This window comes from Ensifer sp. 38_S197 (assembly GCF_056924495.1).
This window is the reverse complement of the sequence record NZ_JBXOVZ010000001.1, coordinates 2,524,464-2,540,445: the sequence shown is the minus strand read 5'-3', so window position 1 is coordinate 2,540,445 and position 15,982 is coordinate 2,524,464. Positions and strand designations below refer to the sequence as shown.

At 62.8% G+C, this 15,982-nt stretch carries 17 protein-coding genes; 8 read left to right on the top strand and 9 right to left on the bottom strand.

The features are described from left to right. The first annotated feature begins 16 nt into the window (after nucleotides 1–16). The 3 genes from AC1Z3V_RS11600 to AC1Z3V_RS11590 all read left to right on the top strand — a co-directional run bounded on the left by AC1Z3V_RS11600 (nucleotide 17) and on the right by AC1Z3V_RS11590 (nucleotide 2,564). Nucleotides 17–538, top strand: a complete 522-nt coding sequence (locus AC1Z3V_RS11600; RefSeq protein WP_483499022.1) for a carboxymuconolactone decarboxylase family protein — start codon at nucleotides 17–19, stop codon at nucleotides 536–538. Nucleotides 539–649: 111 nt separating this feature from the next. Continuing rightward, nucleotides 650–1,045 (top strand): MarR family winged helix-turn-helix transcriptional regulator, encoded by a 396-nt coding sequence (locus tag AC1Z3V_RS11595; RefSeq protein WP_483499020.1) that lies wholly within the window; start codon nucleotides 650–652, stop codon nucleotides 1,043–1,045. 223 nt (nucleotides 1,046–1,268) lie between these two features. Then, entirely contained in the window at nucleotides 1,269–2,564 is a 1,296-nt protein-coding gene (locus AC1Z3V_RS11590; protein ID WP_483499018.1) for an MFS transporter, read from the top strand. A gap of 69 nt (nucleotides 2,565–2,633) precedes the next feature. On the opposite strand, the gene AC1Z3V_RS11585 is transcribed toward AC1Z3V_RS11590, so the two are convergent. From AC1Z3V_RS11585 to AC1Z3V_RS11575, 3 genes are all read right to left on the bottom strand, one after another. Beyond that, nucleotides 2,634–3,062, bottom strand: a complete 429-nt coding sequence (locus AC1Z3V_RS11585) for an OsmC family protein (protein ID WP_483499016.1) — start codon at nucleotides 3,060–3,062, stop codon at nucleotides 2,634–2,636. Between the two features lie 133 nt (nucleotides 3,063–3,195). Beyond that, on the bottom strand, nucleotides 3,196–4,785 hold the full coding sequence (locus AC1Z3V_RS11580) for an ABC transporter substrate-binding protein (RefSeq protein WP_483499014.1): 1,590 nt from the start codon (nucleotides 4,783–4,785) through the stop codon (nucleotides 3,196–3,198). 10 nt (nucleotides 4,786–4,795) lie between these two features. After that, nucleotides 4,796–5,476, bottom strand: coding sequence for a helix-turn-helix domain-containing protein (locus AC1Z3V_RS11575; RefSeq protein ID WP_429811386.1), 681 nt, complete (start codon nucleotides 5,474–5,476; stop codon nucleotides 4,796–4,798). Between the two features lie 304 nt (nucleotides 5,477–5,780). On the opposite strand from AC1Z3V_RS11575, the gene AC1Z3V_RS11570 reads away from it, so the two are divergent. From AC1Z3V_RS11570 to AC1Z3V_RS11550, 5 genes are all read left to right on the top strand, one after another. Further along, nucleotides 5,781–6,770 (top strand): ABC transporter permease, encoded by a 990-nt coding sequence (locus AC1Z3V_RS11570; protein WP_429812018.1) that lies wholly within the window; start codon nucleotides 5,781–5,783, stop codon nucleotides 6,768–6,770. Nucleotides 6,771–6,782: 12 nt separating this feature from the next. Next, nucleotides 6,783–7,688: an ABC transporter permease gene (locus AC1Z3V_RS11565; protein ID WP_334198132.1), complete on the top strand. Its 906-nt coding sequence runs from the start codon at nucleotides 6,783–6,785 to the stop codon at nucleotides 7,686–7,688. Further along, a complete protein-coding gene (locus AC1Z3V_RS11560; protein ID WP_483499012.1) occupies nucleotides 7,688–8,521 on the top strand; it encodes an ABC transporter ATP-binding protein in 834 nt (277 codons plus the stop codon). The genes AC1Z3V_RS11565 and AC1Z3V_RS11560 overlap by 1 nt, the downstream gene beginning before the upstream one ends. Continuing rightward, nucleotides 8,518–9,258 carry an ABC transporter ATP-binding protein gene (locus tag AC1Z3V_RS11555; RefSeq protein ID WP_483499010.1) on the top strand — a complete coding sequence of 247 codons (741 nt, stop codon included), beginning with the start codon at nucleotides 8,518–8,520 and terminating at the stop codon, nucleotides 9,256–9,258. The genes AC1Z3V_RS11560 and AC1Z3V_RS11555 overlap by 4 nt, the downstream gene beginning before the upstream one ends. A 76-nt stretch (nucleotides 9,259–9,334) precedes the next feature. Further along, complete coding sequence (locus tag AC1Z3V_RS11550) at nucleotides 9,335–9,841, top strand: GAF domain-containing protein (protein WP_483499008.1); 507 nt, start codon at nucleotides 9,335–9,337, stop codon at nucleotides 9,839–9,841. A 44-nt stretch (nucleotides 9,842–9,885) separates the two neighbouring features. Here the strand turns inward: AC1Z3V_RS11550 and AC1Z3V_RS11545 are convergent, their stop codons facing one another. From AC1Z3V_RS11545 to AC1Z3V_RS11520, 6 genes are all read right to left on the bottom strand, one after another. After that, entirely contained in the window at nucleotides 9,886–10,977 is a 1,092-nt protein-coding gene (locus AC1Z3V_RS11545; RefSeq protein WP_483499007.1) for an ABC transporter ATP-binding protein, read from the bottom strand. An 87-nt stretch (nucleotides 10,978–11,064) separates the two neighbouring features. Next, a complete protein-coding gene (locus tag AC1Z3V_RS11540) occupies nucleotides 11,065–12,519 on the bottom strand; it encodes an ABC transporter substrate-binding protein (protein ID WP_483499006.1) in 1,455 nt (484 codons plus the stop codon). A 39-nt stretch (nucleotides 12,520–12,558) separates the two neighbouring features. Beyond that, nucleotides 12,559–13,587 carry a carbohydrate ABC transporter permease gene (locus AC1Z3V_RS11535; protein ID WP_483499005.1) on the bottom strand — a complete coding sequence of 343 codons (1,029 nt, stop codon included), beginning with the start codon at nucleotides 13,585–13,587 and terminating at the stop codon, nucleotides 12,559–12,561. Beyond that, nucleotides 13,584–14,459, bottom strand: a complete 876-nt coding sequence (locus tag AC1Z3V_RS11530; RefSeq protein ID WP_483499003.1) for a carbohydrate ABC transporter permease — start codon at nucleotides 14,457–14,459, stop codon at nucleotides 13,584–13,586. The genes AC1Z3V_RS11535 and AC1Z3V_RS11530 overlap by 4 nt, the downstream gene beginning before the upstream one ends. Beyond that, nucleotides 14,456–15,388, bottom strand: coding sequence for a ribokinase (gene rbsK, locus AC1Z3V_RS11525; RefSeq protein WP_483499001.1), 933 nt, complete (start codon nucleotides 15,386–15,388; stop codon nucleotides 14,456–14,458). The genes AC1Z3V_RS11530 and rbsK overlap by 4 nt, the downstream gene beginning before the upstream one ends. Before the next feature lie 106 nt (nucleotides 15,389–15,494). Further along, on the bottom strand, nucleotides 15,495–15,950 hold the full coding sequence (locus AC1Z3V_RS11520; protein WP_483498999.1) for an RbsD/FucU family protein: 456 nt from the start codon (nucleotides 15,948–15,950) through the stop codon (nucleotides 15,495–15,497). Between the last annotated feature and the right edge of the window lie 32 nt (nucleotides 15,951–15,982).

Genomic DNA, 15,982 nt, shown 5'->3' with positions numbered 1-15,982 from the left:
AAAGACAGGCAAGCCCGTGAGCCATATCCCCCAGATCGACTACGAAACCGCCTCCGACGAGATCCGCGCCGCCCATGACGAAGAAATACGCGTGCGTGGACGCATGACCAACATGAAGCGCACGCTGCTGCACTCGCCGGTTGCGCACCGGATCTATGCGGAATGGTTCACTTTGCGCGAGGAGCTGCGCGCAGCGCTTGACGATCGGGCGATCTGGTTTCTTTCGCACGCGATTTCCGAGGCCATGCGCTCGCCGATCGCCATGGGCTTCTTCCGCCGCGCCTTCGCCAATGCCGGCATCGACTTCCACACCGTTATCCCCACGGAAGACGAACAGCGGTTGATCGCCTTCGGACGCGCGATCGTTGCCGATTCGAATACCGTCCCGGAGGAGATCTGGGCCGGGCTCAAGGCGCGCTACGATGCCAAGGCGCTCGTCGATCTCGTCGCCTTTTCAGGCATCATGGTGGCAACCGCGCTCTTCAACAATGTCGTCGACGTGGAGTTCGACAAGGAGCTCGAACCCTTCGTCGATTGAGCGACGCGGCCTGAACGAGCTCTGGGATCCCTTCATTGTCTGCCGCGCAATCGCGGCCCCCCTCGCCTCCACGCGCTTGACTCCATCACGTTGCGTGTATATACACACATTATGTCTCGTTGCTACTGTGCCCTCTTACGCAAAGCCACTCGGAGAGTGACATCGCTCTATGACGATGCACTCCAGCCGATCGGCATCAACGTCGCCCAGTTCAGTTTGCTTCGGCACATAGAGCGCGATGAACCGATCTCGATGACCGAACTTGGCCGCAAGATCGAACTCGAGCGCTCGACGATCAGCCGCAACGTCAAGGTGCTGGAGGGAATGGGGCTGGTCGAAACTGGGAGCGGAAAGGATCAGAGGGAGGCCGTGGTCGAACTCACCGAAAACGGCCGACGGATCCTCGAAGACGGTGCGCCGCTTTGGCAGGGCGCACAGGACCGGATCGAGGCGCAACTGGGGGCGGGCGCCGCCGCTCAACTGAAAGAACTGCTGCAAACGCTTTAAGCGACGCCACCCGTCAGGCGACAGCGGCAGACGGAGACCAGAGCATCCCGCTCTTTAGATTGGATCACTTGGAGCGGAAAGATGCTTTCGAATCAAAAAGCTAGAGCATCCTTTGTGCGTTCACCTGAACGCGCGGCGCTCTAATCCCAAAATGCGAGACGCGCTCTGTAAGCCCGCGCGCCGCTTTCGCAACCCGGAAAAAACGGACGAAAGGAAATCGACGATGCTCGGTCCGGCGCTCGCGCGTTACCTAGCCAAACGCAACATCCACTACGGCTGGGCGATGGCCGCCGTCACCTTCCTCGTCATGTTGTCGACCGCCGGCGCCATGGGCTCGGCGGGCGTGCTGATCAAACCGCTTGAGACCGAATTCGGCTGGTCCAATGCTGAGATTTCGATGGCGCTGGCGATCCGCCTCTGCCTCTTCGGCCTGCTTGGCCCCTTCGCCGCCTCGTTCATGAATCACTTCGGCGTCCGCCAGGTCGTCTCCGCGGCACTGGTCCTGATCCTCTCGGGCATCGCCGCCTCCTTCTACATGAGCGAACTCTGGCATCTCGTCGCGCTCTGGGGCGTGGTTCTGGGCATTGGCACCGGCATGACGGCGCTGGTTCTCGGCGCAACGGTCGCGACACGCTGGTTCGACAAGCGACGCGGCCTCGTCGTCGGGCTGATGACCGCGAGCAATGCCACTGGCCAGTTGGTGTTCCTGCCCCTGCTCGCATCGCTGACCGAAACGATCGGCTGGCGGTCAGCCTTGACGCTCGTCATCATCGTTCTCGCCGGCGCCTTCACCCTGGTGCTTTTGTTCATGCAGGACCGGCCAAGCGATCTTGGTCTCGCACCCTTCGGCGCCAAGCAGGTCGTCCCGGCCCCGCCCAAGGCAAAAAGCTTCGGTGCCCTGCTGATGGCGCCGATCAGGGCGCTCGCCGACGCCGCGAAGACCAACACCTTCTGGGTGCTGTTCGCGACCTTCTTCGTCTGTGGTTTCAGCACCAACGGCCTGATCCAGACCCATTGGGTTTCAATCTGCGGCGACGTCGGCATTGCCGCCGTGGGCGCTGCCGGCTTCCTGGCGCTGATTGGCGTATTCGATCTCATCGGCACTGTCGGTTCCGGCTGGCTTTCCGACCGCTACGACAATCGATGGCTGCTGTTCTGGTTCTACGGCCTGCGCGGCCTGTCGCTGATGTTCCTGCCGTTCAGCGGCTTCAACATCTACACGTTGTCGATCTTCGCGATTTTCTACGGCCTGGACTGGGTCGCCACGGTGCCACCGACCGTGAAACTCGCGGCTGAGCGCTTCGGCCCGGAACGGGCGGCACTGGTCTTCGGCTGGATCTTCGCCGGCCACCAGCTTGGTGCCGCAAGTGCCGCCTTCCTCGCCGGGGCAAGCCGGACGTCGCTCGAAACCTACACGCCGGCCTTGCTTGCCGCCGGGATGCTCTGCGCCGCCGCCGCCCTGCTGGTGCTGACCATCGGTCGGCGCCAGACGGAAGCACTGGCGCCGCAGCCTGCTTAGGCCGCACTTAAACCACTAATCTGTGGCCGGCTTTCGATGGCAGCCGGCCAGAGGCCCGAATAGCTCGCCTCAAGAACTGAAGCGCGTCACGAATTCCAGATTGCCGCGGATCGTGTTGCTGACGGTGCAGATCTCATTTTCGGCCGCCTCCGCGATCGCATGGCGGACCGCATCGTCGAAATCGCCCTTGATATCGAAGACGATGTTGAATGTTGCGACACGCGAAGGCTCGTCATGCGCCTTTTCGCCGGTCACTTTGGCGCTCACTTCCGTCAACCGGTCGAGTACGCCGTAGCGGCTGGCGGCGATGCGGGCGCTGAGCACCAGACAGCTCGCAAGCGACGCGTAGAGCAGATCGAGCGGGCCGTAGCCGGGCTGCGATGGGCCGGTAACGATATCGAGCTCACCCCCTGTCACCGAGGTCACGTGCGGAAAGCCTATCCTGCCGACGACAGCCGTTGCACCGGTTTCACGCGTTCTCACCTTCACATCCGCCATCGCTACTGACCTTCCCTTTGCTTCCTATTCGACCGGCGCTTACCGGTGCCGAAAAACATGTCGCCCCGGGCCGCTTCCGGTCCAGGGCGTTGATATGTGCGCCTTTGAAGATCGGCGCAAGAGCGGCGTCGGCTCAGTTCTTCTTCACCAGGCGGTAGAAGACGAAGTCCGAAGTGGCGCCGTTGACGTAGCCTTCGACCTTGTCCTTCATCGCGACCTGGGTCGCGGCCTGGAACATGATCACGATCGGCGACTTTTCCTGCACCTTATGCTGCAGGTCGACATAAAGCGCATCACGCTTGGCCGGATCGGCTTCCTTGAGCGCTGCCTTGGTCGCTTCGTTCAGCTCGGCCGGCACGGCCCAACCGTTGCGCCAGGTGGTCGTCGACTGATACTTATCGTCTGCGTTGTCCTCGTTATAGGCAAAGGCCTTGGCGTTCGAATGCGGGTCCATGAAGTCCGGGCCCCAGTAAAGCAGCATGGCTTCGTGGGTGCGCGCACGGTACTTGGTGATGACCTGGCTGCCGGTGCCCGGGATGATTTCGAAGTTGATGCCGGCTTCGGCGAAGGACGCCTGCAGCGACTGCGCCATGTCGGTGAACGGCGTCGAGTTGATGACGTCGAGCGTCACCTTGATCGGCGTCTTGATGCCGGCATCGGCGAGGATCTTCTTCGCCTTTTCAACGTCGTAGCTGTAGGGCGTCTCATCGAGCGAGCCGGGGAAGCCCTTTGGCCAGAAGGCCTGGTGAACTTCCATCTGGCCCTTGAGGAAGCTGTCAGTCATGCCCTTGTAATCGACGAGGTAGCGCGCGGCTTCCCAGACGGCTTCCGGCTGCAGCGCCGTGTTCTTCTGGTTGAACGACAGGAAGTGAACGGCCGCCTGCGGATAGGATTCGACCTTCATGCCGCCCTTGCCCTGAAGGCCCGACACCTGGTCGGGCGTCAGGTTCTTCGCCATGTCGACGTCGCCGGTCTCAAGCAGAAGCTGCTGGGTGGCGGCTTCGGCCACGTGGCGGATGATGACGCCCTTGATGGCCGGAGCGCCGCCGAAATAGCTCGGGTTGGCCTGGAGGTTCAGGAGTTCGCCGGCGCGGAACGCCTTCAGCACGAACGGACCGGTACCGGCCGAATTGGCCTTCAGCCAGGCATTGCCGAAGTCGCCGTTGGCTTCGTTGGCCTTGACGGTTTCCGCGTCGACGACCGAGGCCGGGCGGGCGGCGAGCACGTTGAGAACGAAGGCCGAGGAGAAGTCACCCTCGTACTTGATCGTGACCTTGTTGCCGTCGGCGGTCACCATCTTGTCGATATTGTCAGGCGTCCAGCCGAGCTGCGTCAGGATGAAGGCCGGGGCCTTGTTGAGAACGACGACGCGCTTGAAGGAATAGACGACGTCTTCGCCGCGCAACGGATTGCCGGAGGAGAAGGTAACGCCATCGCGCAGCGTGAAGGTGATCGTCTTGGCGGCATCGTCGGCGGTCCATTCCGATGCAAGGCCCGGCGCCAGCTTCTTCACGTCGGGCGCATCATATTGCACCAGGCGGTCATAGGTCTGCGTCACGTATTCGCCGGAGGAAAACTCATAGGCCTCGGCCGGGTCGATGCTGACGATGTCGTCGATATTCTGGGCAACGACCAGCACTTCCGCCGGCGTTTCGGCGAGCGCAGCCGGGGCCACGCTCAGCATCAGGGACGCCGCGAAGACCGCGGCCTTGAACATTCTCATCATCATTCTCCTATTTTCGATGAGGCTTGGTTTTTGTCATTGCCGGCTTCAGCGCCGATTTCGGCGCGCCGGTCTCGTTGGATTGGGATGCGCGCAAGCGGAATAGCGGCAAGGTGCCGGTCCAGATCAGCCGCACGGGCGTGTCGGTCCTGTTCCACCAGTAGTGAGGCTGGATGCCACGGAAATGCAGGCCGTCGCCGACGGACAGCGTCGTCTCGTCGCCATCGAGCCCGAACAGGATTTCCCCTTCGAGGATGTAGACGAGCTCCTCGCCCTCATGGCTGAAGACCTCGGAGCGGTGCCCGGGCGGTATCGTGATAACGAAGCTCGAAAGCTGATTGCCGGCGAAGTCCGCGCCAATGCGCTCGTAGGAAACCGGCGAACCGCCGACGGAAAACACCATGCGCCCTTCGGCGCGCGAAAGGCCGGTGTCAATGGCCGGCGCCAGGATGAAGTGGTTGAGCTCGGCGCCGAGCCCTTGCGCGATCTGAGCGAGCGTGCCGAGCGAGGGCATGGCGAGATCGCGTTCGATCTGGCTGAGATAGCCGACGGAAACGCCCGCCGCATCGCTCAGTTCCTGCAGCGTCATATGCATCTGTCGCCGACGCGCGCGCACCAGCGCGCCGATCTTCGGTTGTCCTGCCCCGGCACTTTTCCCGGACGTGGCTTCGTCATCCGACGGACCGCTCACGCTTCCCTCCCTGTTGCGATGACTGGGCCGGATCGACCCAGTCATAAACGCGCTCGCCTCTTATGCGCTGGAGCGACACGCGGGCGGAAAACCGCACACTCTTTCCTCATGTCGCTCCAGTAAAATTTTTTTGATTTAAGCAAACTTATTTATATACTCCAAGCGATTTTTTGCGCTATCGACAAGACAGACCGCAAGCGAAGAGGGATGGAATCGCCACGTGGCAAACGACAGCACGACACCAGCAGCGCCTGTACGCCGCGCCGCCCGGCCAGGCCGAGCACGGCAGCGCCTATTCTCGTTGATGGGCTTCCTGATCACGCTCGCGATAACCTTTCTCGGCCTGCTCGCGATCACCTTCTTCATCGGCCGGATCGTGCCGATCGACCCGGTTCTCGCCGTCGTTGGCGACCGCGCGCCGGTCGCCGTCTATGAACGTGTCCGCCAGGAAATGGGGCTCGATCAGCCGTTGACCGTCCAGTTCGTCAGCTATGTCGGCGACGTCCTGTCAGGCAATTTCGGCACCTCGGTTTCGACCGGCAAGCTGGTCATCGAGGATCTCGCCCGCGTCTTCCCGGCGACGCTCGAAATGGCGACGCTCGGCATCATTCTCGGCGTTCTGATCGGCGTGCCGCTCGGGGTTTTTGCCGCCGCCCGCCGCGGCTCGTGGCTCGACCAGGGCATTCGCGTCGTCGGCCTGCTCGGCTACTCCGTGCCCGCCTTCTGGCTCGGCCTTGTCGGCCTTGCCGTGTTCTATGCACGGCTGAAATGGGTCGGTGGTCCGGGCCGTGTCGATATCTTCTATGACGGCATGGTCACGCCGGTGACCGGCCTGATCCTCGTCGACAGCATCATCGCCGGGGAATGGGAGATCTTCCGCAATGCCGTCTGGCACCTGATCCTTCCGGCGTCCTGCCTTGGCTTCTTCTCGCTCGCCTATATCGCCCGCATGACGCGCTCCTTCATGCTCGACCAGTTGAGCCAGGAATATGTCACCACCGCGCGGGTCAAGGGCGTGCCGGAGCGCCTCGTCATCTGGCGTCATGCCTTCCGGCCGATCCGCGTGCCGCTGATCACCGTCATCGGCCTGTCCTATGCCGGCTTGCTCGAAGGCTCGGTCATGATCGAGACCATCTTCTCCTGGCCCGGCATCGGCAACTACCTGACCGTCGCTCTGCTCAACGCCGATATGTCGGCCGTGCTCGGCTCGACCCTGGTCATCGGCGCGGTCTTCATCGGCATCAACAAGATTTCGGACGTGCTCTACCGCGTGCTCGATCCGCGTGCACGCTAAGAGGAGGCGGACATGACCACACTTCGCGACTGGCTGATCGACGACAGCCCCGCCTCGCCGATGCAGGCGCGCCTCGGCCGTTTCTACCGCATCTTCGGCGCGCTGATGCGCAATCCGCTGGCCGTTGTCGGCGCAATCATCATCGCAGCACTGGTGCTGACGGCGCTCTTTGCCCCCTGGCTGGCGACGCATGATCCGCTGCGCCAGTCGCTCGGCGAACGCCTGCTGCCGCCGAGCGCTGCCCACTGGATGGGAACCGACGAACTCGGCCGCGACATCTGGTCCCGCGTCGTCTACGGCGCGCGCATCACGCTCGCCATCGTTACGCTGGTTGCCGTGCTCGCAGCACCCGCCGGTCTCGTGATCGGCGTTGCCGCCGGTTACTTCGGCGGCTGGGTCGATCGTATTCTGATGGGCATTACCGATATTTTCCTGTCGCTGCCGAAGCTCATCCTGGCGCTCGCCTTCGTCGCCGCATTGGGTCCGGGGATCGAAAACGCGATCATCGCCATCGCGATCACCTCCTGGCCGGGCTATGCCCGCGTCGCCCGCGCCGAAACGCTCACCTTCAAGAACTCCGAGTTCATCTCGGCGGTCCGCCTGCTCGGCGCGTCAAGCCTGCGTGTCAATCTCGGCCACGTACTGCCGCTCTGCACTTCGTCGATGATCATCCGCGTCACGCTCGACATGGCCGGCATCATCCTGACGGCCGCCGGCCTCGGCTTCATCGGCCTCGGCGCCCAGCCGCCGCTGCCCGAATGGGGCGCGATGATCTCGCGTGGCCGCTCCTTCATTCTCGACCAGTGGTGGGTTGCGACCATGCCCGGTTTTGCCATCATTCTCGTCAGCCTCGGCTTCTGCTTCCTCGGCGACGGCCTGCGCGACGTGCTCGATCCGAAGAGCGGGGAGCAGCGCTGATGACGAAACTTCTCGAAGTCGAAAACCTGCGCGTTACCTTCCCGACGCCCCGCGGCGACCTCGAGGTGGTGCGCGGCATCTCCTTCACGCTTGGCCGCGAGCGCCTCGGCATCGTCGGCGAGAGCGGTTCCGGCAAGTCGATGACAGGACGGTCGATCCTGCAGCTCATCCGGGCTCCCGGCCGGGTCACCGCAGACAAGCTCACTTTCGACGGCATCGACCTGCTGAAGCAGTCCGAGCGGCAGATGCGCGCCATCCGCGGCGCGCGCATTTCCATGGTGATGCAGGACCCGAAGTTCTCGCTGAACCCGGTCATGACCATCGGCGAGCAGATCGCCGAGGCGCTGCTGACGCACCAGAAGCTGCCGCGCCGCGAGGTCAACAGCCGCATGCTCGCCATGCTGGAATCGGTGCGTATCGCCGATCCGGAGCGTGTTGCCCGCCTCTACCCGCACGAAGTCTCCGGCGGCATGGGCCAGCGCGTGATGATCGCGATGATGCTGATCCCCGAGCCGGATCTTTTGATCGCCGACGAGCCCACCTCGGCGCTCGACGTCTCCGTCCAGGCCCAGGTGCTCGACATCATCGACGAACTGGTGAAGCGCAAGGGCATGGGGCTGATCTTCATCAGTCACGATCTGAACCTCGTCTCCAGCTATTGCGACCGCATCCTCGTCATGAACACCGGTGAGGTGGTCGAGGAATGCAAGGCCGGCGAGCTGATGGCGGCAAAACATCCCTATACGCGCGGGCTGATCGCCTCGATCCCGCGCCTCGATGAAACACGGGACGAGCTGCCGGTGCTCGACCGCAGCGCATGGGCTAAGGCATGACCGCGCTCTCTCTCAAAAACCTCGACATCTCCTATGGCGACGTGCAGATCACCCACGACGTCAATCTCGACATCGCCGACGGCGAGAGCTTTGCGCTCGTCGGCGAAAGCGGCTCGGGCAAGTCAACGGTGCTGAAGGCGATTGCCGGTCTCGCGCCGGAATGGACGGGCGCGATCACGGTGCTCGGTTCCCCCCGCGGTCACGGCATCGACCGCGCCTTCTCCCGCCAGTGCCAGATGGTGTTCCAGGATCCCTACGGCTCACTGCATCCGCGCAAGACGGTAGACGCGACACTCGGCGAAGCGCTGACGATCCATGGCATCGGCGACCGCAGCGCGCGGATCGAGGAAGTCATGACTTCGGTCGGTCTCGATCGCAAGTTCCGTTTCCGCTTTCCGCACCAGCTTTCGGGCGGCCAGCGCCAGCGCGTGGCGATCGCCCGCGCGCTGATGCTCAAACCGAAGGTGCTGTTGCTCGACGAGCCGACCTCGGCGCTCGACGTTTCGGTCCAGGCGGAAATCCTCAACCTGCTGAAGCGGCTCAGGCGCGAGCAGAACCTCACCTTCCTGATGGTCACCCACAACCTGGCCGTCGTCTCGTTCCTCTGCGATCGCCTCGCCGTCATGCGCCAGGGCCGCATCGTCGAAGTGGCCGACGTCGCCGATCTCAAGCGCGGCGACCTCAAGGATCCGTATTCGCGTGAGCTGATGCAGATCAGCGCCGCGCATGCCAACTAGGGCGGGGCAAGGGAAACGCGTGCGGTTCTCCGCCCGCGTCCCGCTCTACAACATCGAGTAACTCCAAGGACATAGCATGAACAGTGAACAGATCGCTGCCGCGCTGGCGGAATTCGACGCGGCCATCGCCAAGACCACCGATGCCGATGCGGTATGGACCGCATTGCAGACGCTTTGCCGCCAGGTGATCGGCGCCAAGCTCTTCACCATCATGACGGTCGACATGGTCAATGAAGTCGCCCGCCGCGCCTACACCTCGCACCCGCAAGAGTACCCGACCTCCGGCACCAAGCCGATCCGCTATGACAGCTGGTTCGACATCGTGCACAAGGCGCACCAGACCTTTGTCGCCAACACCATCGTCGACATTTCCAAGGTCTTCGGCGACCACGAAACCATCTGGTCGCTCGGCTGCGGTTCGGTCGCCAACATCCCGGTCGTGGTCGGCGGCGAGCTGCTCGGCACGGTCAATTGTCTCGACGTCGAGCACCACTATACGCCAGAGCGCGTGGCGCTCTCCAAGCATCTGGAAATGCCGGCGAAGCTCGCCTTCCTCGCCGCTGCGCGCGCCGAAACGAAGTAAGACGGCGGGCCGCAGGCGTCATCGCCTTTGGCCCCGACCGCCGGTCAGCGGCCGATAGCCACGCCGGTTTCCTTCAGGAAAAAGTGCATCTTCTCAGACTCAATCGGCACCTCGATCTCGTCATCCGGGCCGATGCGTGAGGCGGCATGAACCTGGGCGGTGAAAGCCGCCGGCCCTATTCTGCCGAGCGCGAGCGTATGGGGGCCGAGCGGTTCGATATCACGTACCGTCAATCTGACCGTCGGCGCACCTGCATCCGCCGCCATTGTATGTTCAGGCCGAATACCGAGCACGACGGTTTGACCGACAAAGGCGCCAAGCTTCTCGGCGCGGCTTTCCGGAATTTTGATCGCCACCCCGCCATCGGCCCTGAACTGCAGCCCACCGTCACCACGCTCGAGTTCCCCCTCGACGAAGTTCATGCTGGGCGCGCCGATGAAGGCGGCCACGAAGAGGTTGGCCGGCGCTTCGTAGAGCGTGATCGGATCGGCGGCCTGCTCGATGCGCCCCTGATTCATGACGACGACGCGATCGGCCATGGTCATCGCCTCCACCTGGTCGTGGGTGACGTAGACGGCAGTCGTCTGAAGGCGGCGATGCAAGAGCTTGATTTCCGTACGCATTTCGATGCGAAGCTTCGCGTCAAGGTTTGACAGCGGTTCATCAAAGAGAAACACGTCCGGCTGGCGCACGATCGCCCGGCCGATCGCAACGCGCTGGCGCTGGCCGCCGGAAAGCGCGCTCGGTTTGCGGGCAAGGTAGGCGCCGAGGTTGAGAATGCGCGCCGCATCCGCGACCGCCTTGTCGATCTCCGCCTTCGGCGTGCCGCGCACCTTCATGCCGTAACCGATGTTTTCGGCGACAGTCATATGCGGATAGAGCGCATAGTTCTGAAACACCATCGAGCAATTGCGCAGGCCCGGGCGCAGTTCGGTCACATCTCGAGCACCGATCCGGATCGACCCCGATGACGCTGTTTCGAGGCCGGCGATCATCCGCAATGTCGTCGTCTTGCCGCAGCCGGACGGCCCGACGAGCACGACGAACTCGCGATCCTCGATATGGAGATCGAGCGGCGGAATGACGGTAACGTTCCCGAAGGATTTGGTGATCTGCTCCAATCGGACCTGTGACATGCTGTAGCCTTTGCTGCTGTCGATGCCCGGACTGGCCGGGACGTTGGGACCCGCCCCGATCGCTTCGGGGCGGGCTCGTGCTTGTCGTTACTCCTGCGGCAAGCCCATCGATGCGCGATAGGCGGCAAGCTGCTTGTCGCGGCCGAATTCGTCGGTCAGCTTGTTCCACTGCTCGGCGACGCTATCGAGCGCCTGCTGTGGCGTCACCTCGCCGGCGAGCGCCTTGGAGAGCTCGATCTCCAGGACTTCCGTATAGGAGAAGTAGCCCGGCAGGCGCATGTCGAGCGCGATGTTCTTGGCGGTGACCGCCTCCTTCTGGGCGCCGAGATATTCCTTTGCCTCCCGCTCGGAGAAGATCTTCGACCAGAGATCGAGATTGGTCGTGTGCGAGATACGATAGGGGTTGACCCCGGTGCCACCGGTGATCGCCGCCTGGCCCGAGACGGCCGGGCTCGTCAGGTACTGGATATAGTTCCAGGCTGCTTCCTGCTTCGTCGAGGTAGCCGGGACCGCCGCCTGCCAGCCGCCGAAGGCCATGAAGGAGGTCTGGACGATGTGGTCGAACTTGTCCCACTTCTTGGTCTTATAGTTCCAGATCTCGTCCGATCCCGGCAATGGCGCCGAGCCGACATTGCCGGCGACCTTCGACTGCTTTGGATCGGCGCCGATGACGCCGGTATCGCCCCAGCCGATCGATTCCGCCACCTGGCCGCCAGCAAAGGCAGCGTTGACTTCGCCGAAGGAGAAGTTCAGCGCGTTTGGCGGCGCGAGCTTGGACGCGCGGATATATTCCTCAAGGCCACGAACCCAGCCAGGATTGTTGACCTGTGCGTCCATCGTCTCGGGGTTGAAGAACATGGCGCCGGGATTGTCCGGATGGCTGGTGTAGCCAGCGACATGGCTGAACAGGAACCAGAACTGCTGGCCGCCGCGACGGAAGGCTTCCGCCGTGCCCCAGAGGTTGTTGGCCGGCTGGTTAAAGTATTCGGCGATGTCGAGGTACTGCTTCCAGGTCTTCGGCGGAGCCAGATCGTAGCCGTACTTCGCCTTGAAAGCCTTCTGGTTGTCGGCGTTTTCGAAGAGATCGATGCGGTAGCTGTAGGTGTGGGCGTCACCATCCATCGTCTGCGACAGGACCTTGCCGTTCCAGACCATAAGCTGTTCGCGGTAGACAGGCGCGATATCTTCCCAATCGGCGCCCTTCTGCATTTCGGCCGGCATTTCCGACAGGAAGTCGGTGAAGTCGGGCGCCCAGGCCGGGGCGAAGGCGATGACATCGAAAGCGTCTTCGCCCGAGGTCAGCGACGTCACGATCTTCGGATAAAGTTCAGACCACGGAAACTCGACGACCTTGACCTTGCCGCAGGTCTTCTCTTCCCAGCCCTTGGCCGCAAGCTGCAGCGCCGAGGCGATGTAGGGACCGGTCTGTGTCGTCGCCGTCAATTCGACGCCGGTGTAATCCGGATCGCAGGCAAGCGCCGTTCCCGCGCTCCCCATCGCGAGAGCTGCGAGAGATCCGGATGCCAGTAGCAATTTCCTCATTCTATCCTCCTATGAATGAATGCATGCCAAAACGGGTGGTTACTTGATCGCTCCGAGAAGAAGGCCAGAGCGCATCAGCCGGCTTAAAAGCCCGGCCATGACCATCATCGGGATGATGGCAACGAGAGCGGCAGCCGAGATCGCCCACCATTCGTCGCCGCGCTGGCTGTTCTGGCCGGCAACGAGGATCGGCAGCGTCTGCCACTTGGAATTGGTCAGGAAGAGCGCGAACAGAAACTCGTTCCAGACGAAGGCGAGCGTGATCATGAAGGTGGCGATCAGTCCCGGCTTCGACATGGGCAGCACGATGCCGAAGAAGATCCGCCAGGACGGCACGTTGTCGACCATCGCCGCCTCCTCCACTTCGACCGGCAACGCCTCGAAGAAGTCACGCATCAGCCAGATGACGATCGGCAGCGAGAAGGCGATATAGGCGAAGGTGAGGCCAATGTAGCTGTCGACCAGCTTGAAGCCGAGTTTGCCCATCTCCGTGTACATCAGGTAGAGCGCGAAGGCGGCAACGATCGGCGGAAACATGCGCTGGCTGACGAACCAGAAAACGATGTCGTTGTTGCCGAGTTCCGGTCCGGGCAGACGGAAACGACTGGAAATGACAGCCAGGGCAAGCGCTGCGACAAAGGCATAGACCAGCGAGATGCCCTGGCCGTAGCCGAGCACGTGGCGCCCGACAATAAAGCCGCCGAAGGCGATCGCCACGAAGATCAACGCCGACAGAAGGCGGAAGCGGAAGGTAAAACGCACGAGCGCATAGGCAGCCATGGCGCCGATGCCGGTGGCCGCAACCGCTGCCGACAACCCGATGATCGTCGAGGCAAGGAACGTATTGAAGAACTCGCCGCGCTGGCCCGACAAGAGCTCGCTCCAGGCCGTCAGGCTTGGCTCGAAGTCGACGAAGGGCAGATAGGTTGGACCGCCGACGACGGCGATCGGCGTCTTGAACGAAGTGATCAGCACCCAGTAGAGCGGGAAGAAGGTAATGGCGAGCCAGACGAGGCAGCCGCCGAGCGCCAGCCAGCGCCGTTTCCCCTTGAGATTACGCACGCTCATTTGTGCTTCTCCAGATAGGGCTTGAGAACCGCGAGATAGACGAGGCCGATTACGGTGATGACGATCAGGAACAGGAAAGAAAGCGCCGAGGTGTAACCGAGGTTGAACTTCTTGAAGCCCTCCTGATAGGCAAAGAGGGTCAGCGTCTCGGTCGAGACCCCGGGCCCGCCGCCAGTCATGACGAAGACGGTATCGATGATCTTGTAGCTTTCGATCAGGCGGATGAAGACCACAGCGACCGAGATCGGCAGGAGCATCGGAAAGGTGATGTCCCGGAACTGCTGCCAGGGCGTGGCATTTTCGAGGGCCGCCGCCTCATAGACATCGTCCGGCAGGGTCTGAAGGCCGGCAAGCAGCATGAGGATGACGAAGGGCGTCCATTGCCAGACCTCGACGGCGATGATCGAGCCGAGCGCCCAGCGCGTCTGGGTGAGGAAAGGCAGATTGGCAAAGCCGAGCGCCGTCATCAGTTCGTTGAGCGGCCCCATTGTCGGGTTGAGCACCTGGCGGGCGATCAGTGCGACCGCGACCGGCGCGACCAGCATCGGCAGTAGGAAGCTGACACGAAAGATGCCTTCACCCGGTACCCGCGAGTTCAGCGCCAACGCCACCGAGAGACCGATCACATATTGCAGCCCGACGGAGATGAAGGCGATCAGCGTCGTCGTGCCCGCCACGTGCCAGAAGCGTGGGTTCTGCAAGAGATCGAGATAATTGCCGAAGCCGACGAAGCGCGCCGGTGTCGGCGGTACGAGCCGCATGCTCATGAAACTCGTCGTCAGCGAATAGACGAGCGGAAAGATCGAAATAAGCAGAACGATGATGAGGGCGGGCCAAATGAAGAAGTGCTTGATCGGGTCATTGCGCGTCATGCGGACACCCCTCGTGCCAGCAGCGCCTCGATCTCGGCGAGCGTCGGCATGGCGGGTGCGGTGCCGCGGCGGGTAACGGCGATGCCAGCGGTCGCGCAGCCGAAACGGACCGCATCGACCGGTGCCAGCCCGCGTGCCAGCGCTGCGGAAAAGCCGCCGACAAAGGCATCCCCTGCCCCGGTCGTGTCGATCACCGGTCCGTCGGCAATTGCGGGCACCAGCACCGATTGCTCGTGGTTGTGGTAGAGCACGCCGCGTTCCCCGAGCGTGATAAGCGCAGTCTTCGCGCCCTTCTTCAGGATCGCGTCGCCGGCGCAGCGGATGTCATCCTGCGAAGAAAGTGCGAAACCGACGATGGCTGCGGCCTCCGTCTCGTTCGGCACGAGGTAGTCGCAGAGCGGATAGATCGCATCCGGGAAGGCTTCAGCGGGCGCTGGATTGAAAACCGTAGTGACGCCCGCCGCATGGGCGATCTCGAGCGCGCGCCGTGCGGCCGCGACCGGCTGCTCCAGTTGGGTCACGAAGATGCGTGAACTTTCAATCGTCTCACGCGCTGCTTCGACGTCGTCGACGCCGATCGAGCCCGCCGCCCCGGGATAGACGATGATCGCATTCTCACCGTTCTGGTCGTTGACGTAGATAAAGGCCGCGCCCGTCGGCAGGTCGTCCATCTGGACGATCTTCGATGTCACGCCCGCTTCCGCATAGGTGCGTAATGCCATCTCCCCGAAGGTATCGCGACCAAGCTTGGAGATGAAGGAGACCGGACTGCCGGCACGTGCCGCGGCAACCGCCTGATTGGACCCCTTGCCGCCGGGACCGACCGAGAAGCCGCTGCCGGTAATCGTTTCACCGACGACCGGCATGCGCGGCGCCAGATAGGCCGTGTCGGCCACGAAGATACCAAGGATCGAAACACCAACCTTCATTCAAGCCTCCCCCCCGCGACCGCACCGCAGCAAACGGTGTGCCCAGGCAATCTCTCGCGATTTCATCTGTAGTCAGGCGCTGCGCGGCGACCGCGCAGGCAGTCAATCAGGCGGTCTTGGGCGGAATGACGCCCTTGGTGAACAGGAAGCAGCCGTAGAAGCGGGTCTCGCCGGTGGTGATGACGCAGTAGGCTTTTTTGGCTTCCTCGTAGAAAGCGAAGCGCTCGATGCCGTACATCGGCGCCGATTTGCCCTCGGCACGGTCGATCACAGCCTGCACTTCCTGCTGCACCGGCAGAATTTCATCGGGCGCGCCCATGACCTCCATGCGGCCGGCGGAAGGCTGCAGCGGCGTGTCGAGCGGTAGCACCGAAAGAACCGCCTCGACCGCGCGCGCGGCTGATACGTTGTCGATGCGCAGCAGCGTGCCGAGCGTGGTCTTTCGCGCAATGGCATCGGACGGAAAGTTGGTGTCGGAAATGACCAGCGTGTCGCCGTGTCCCATGGACCGCAGCGCGTGCAGCACGTCAGCGTTCAGCGCCGGATCGATATTCTTCAGCATTACAGTCCTCCTCCTGCGCGCGACGAGTGCCA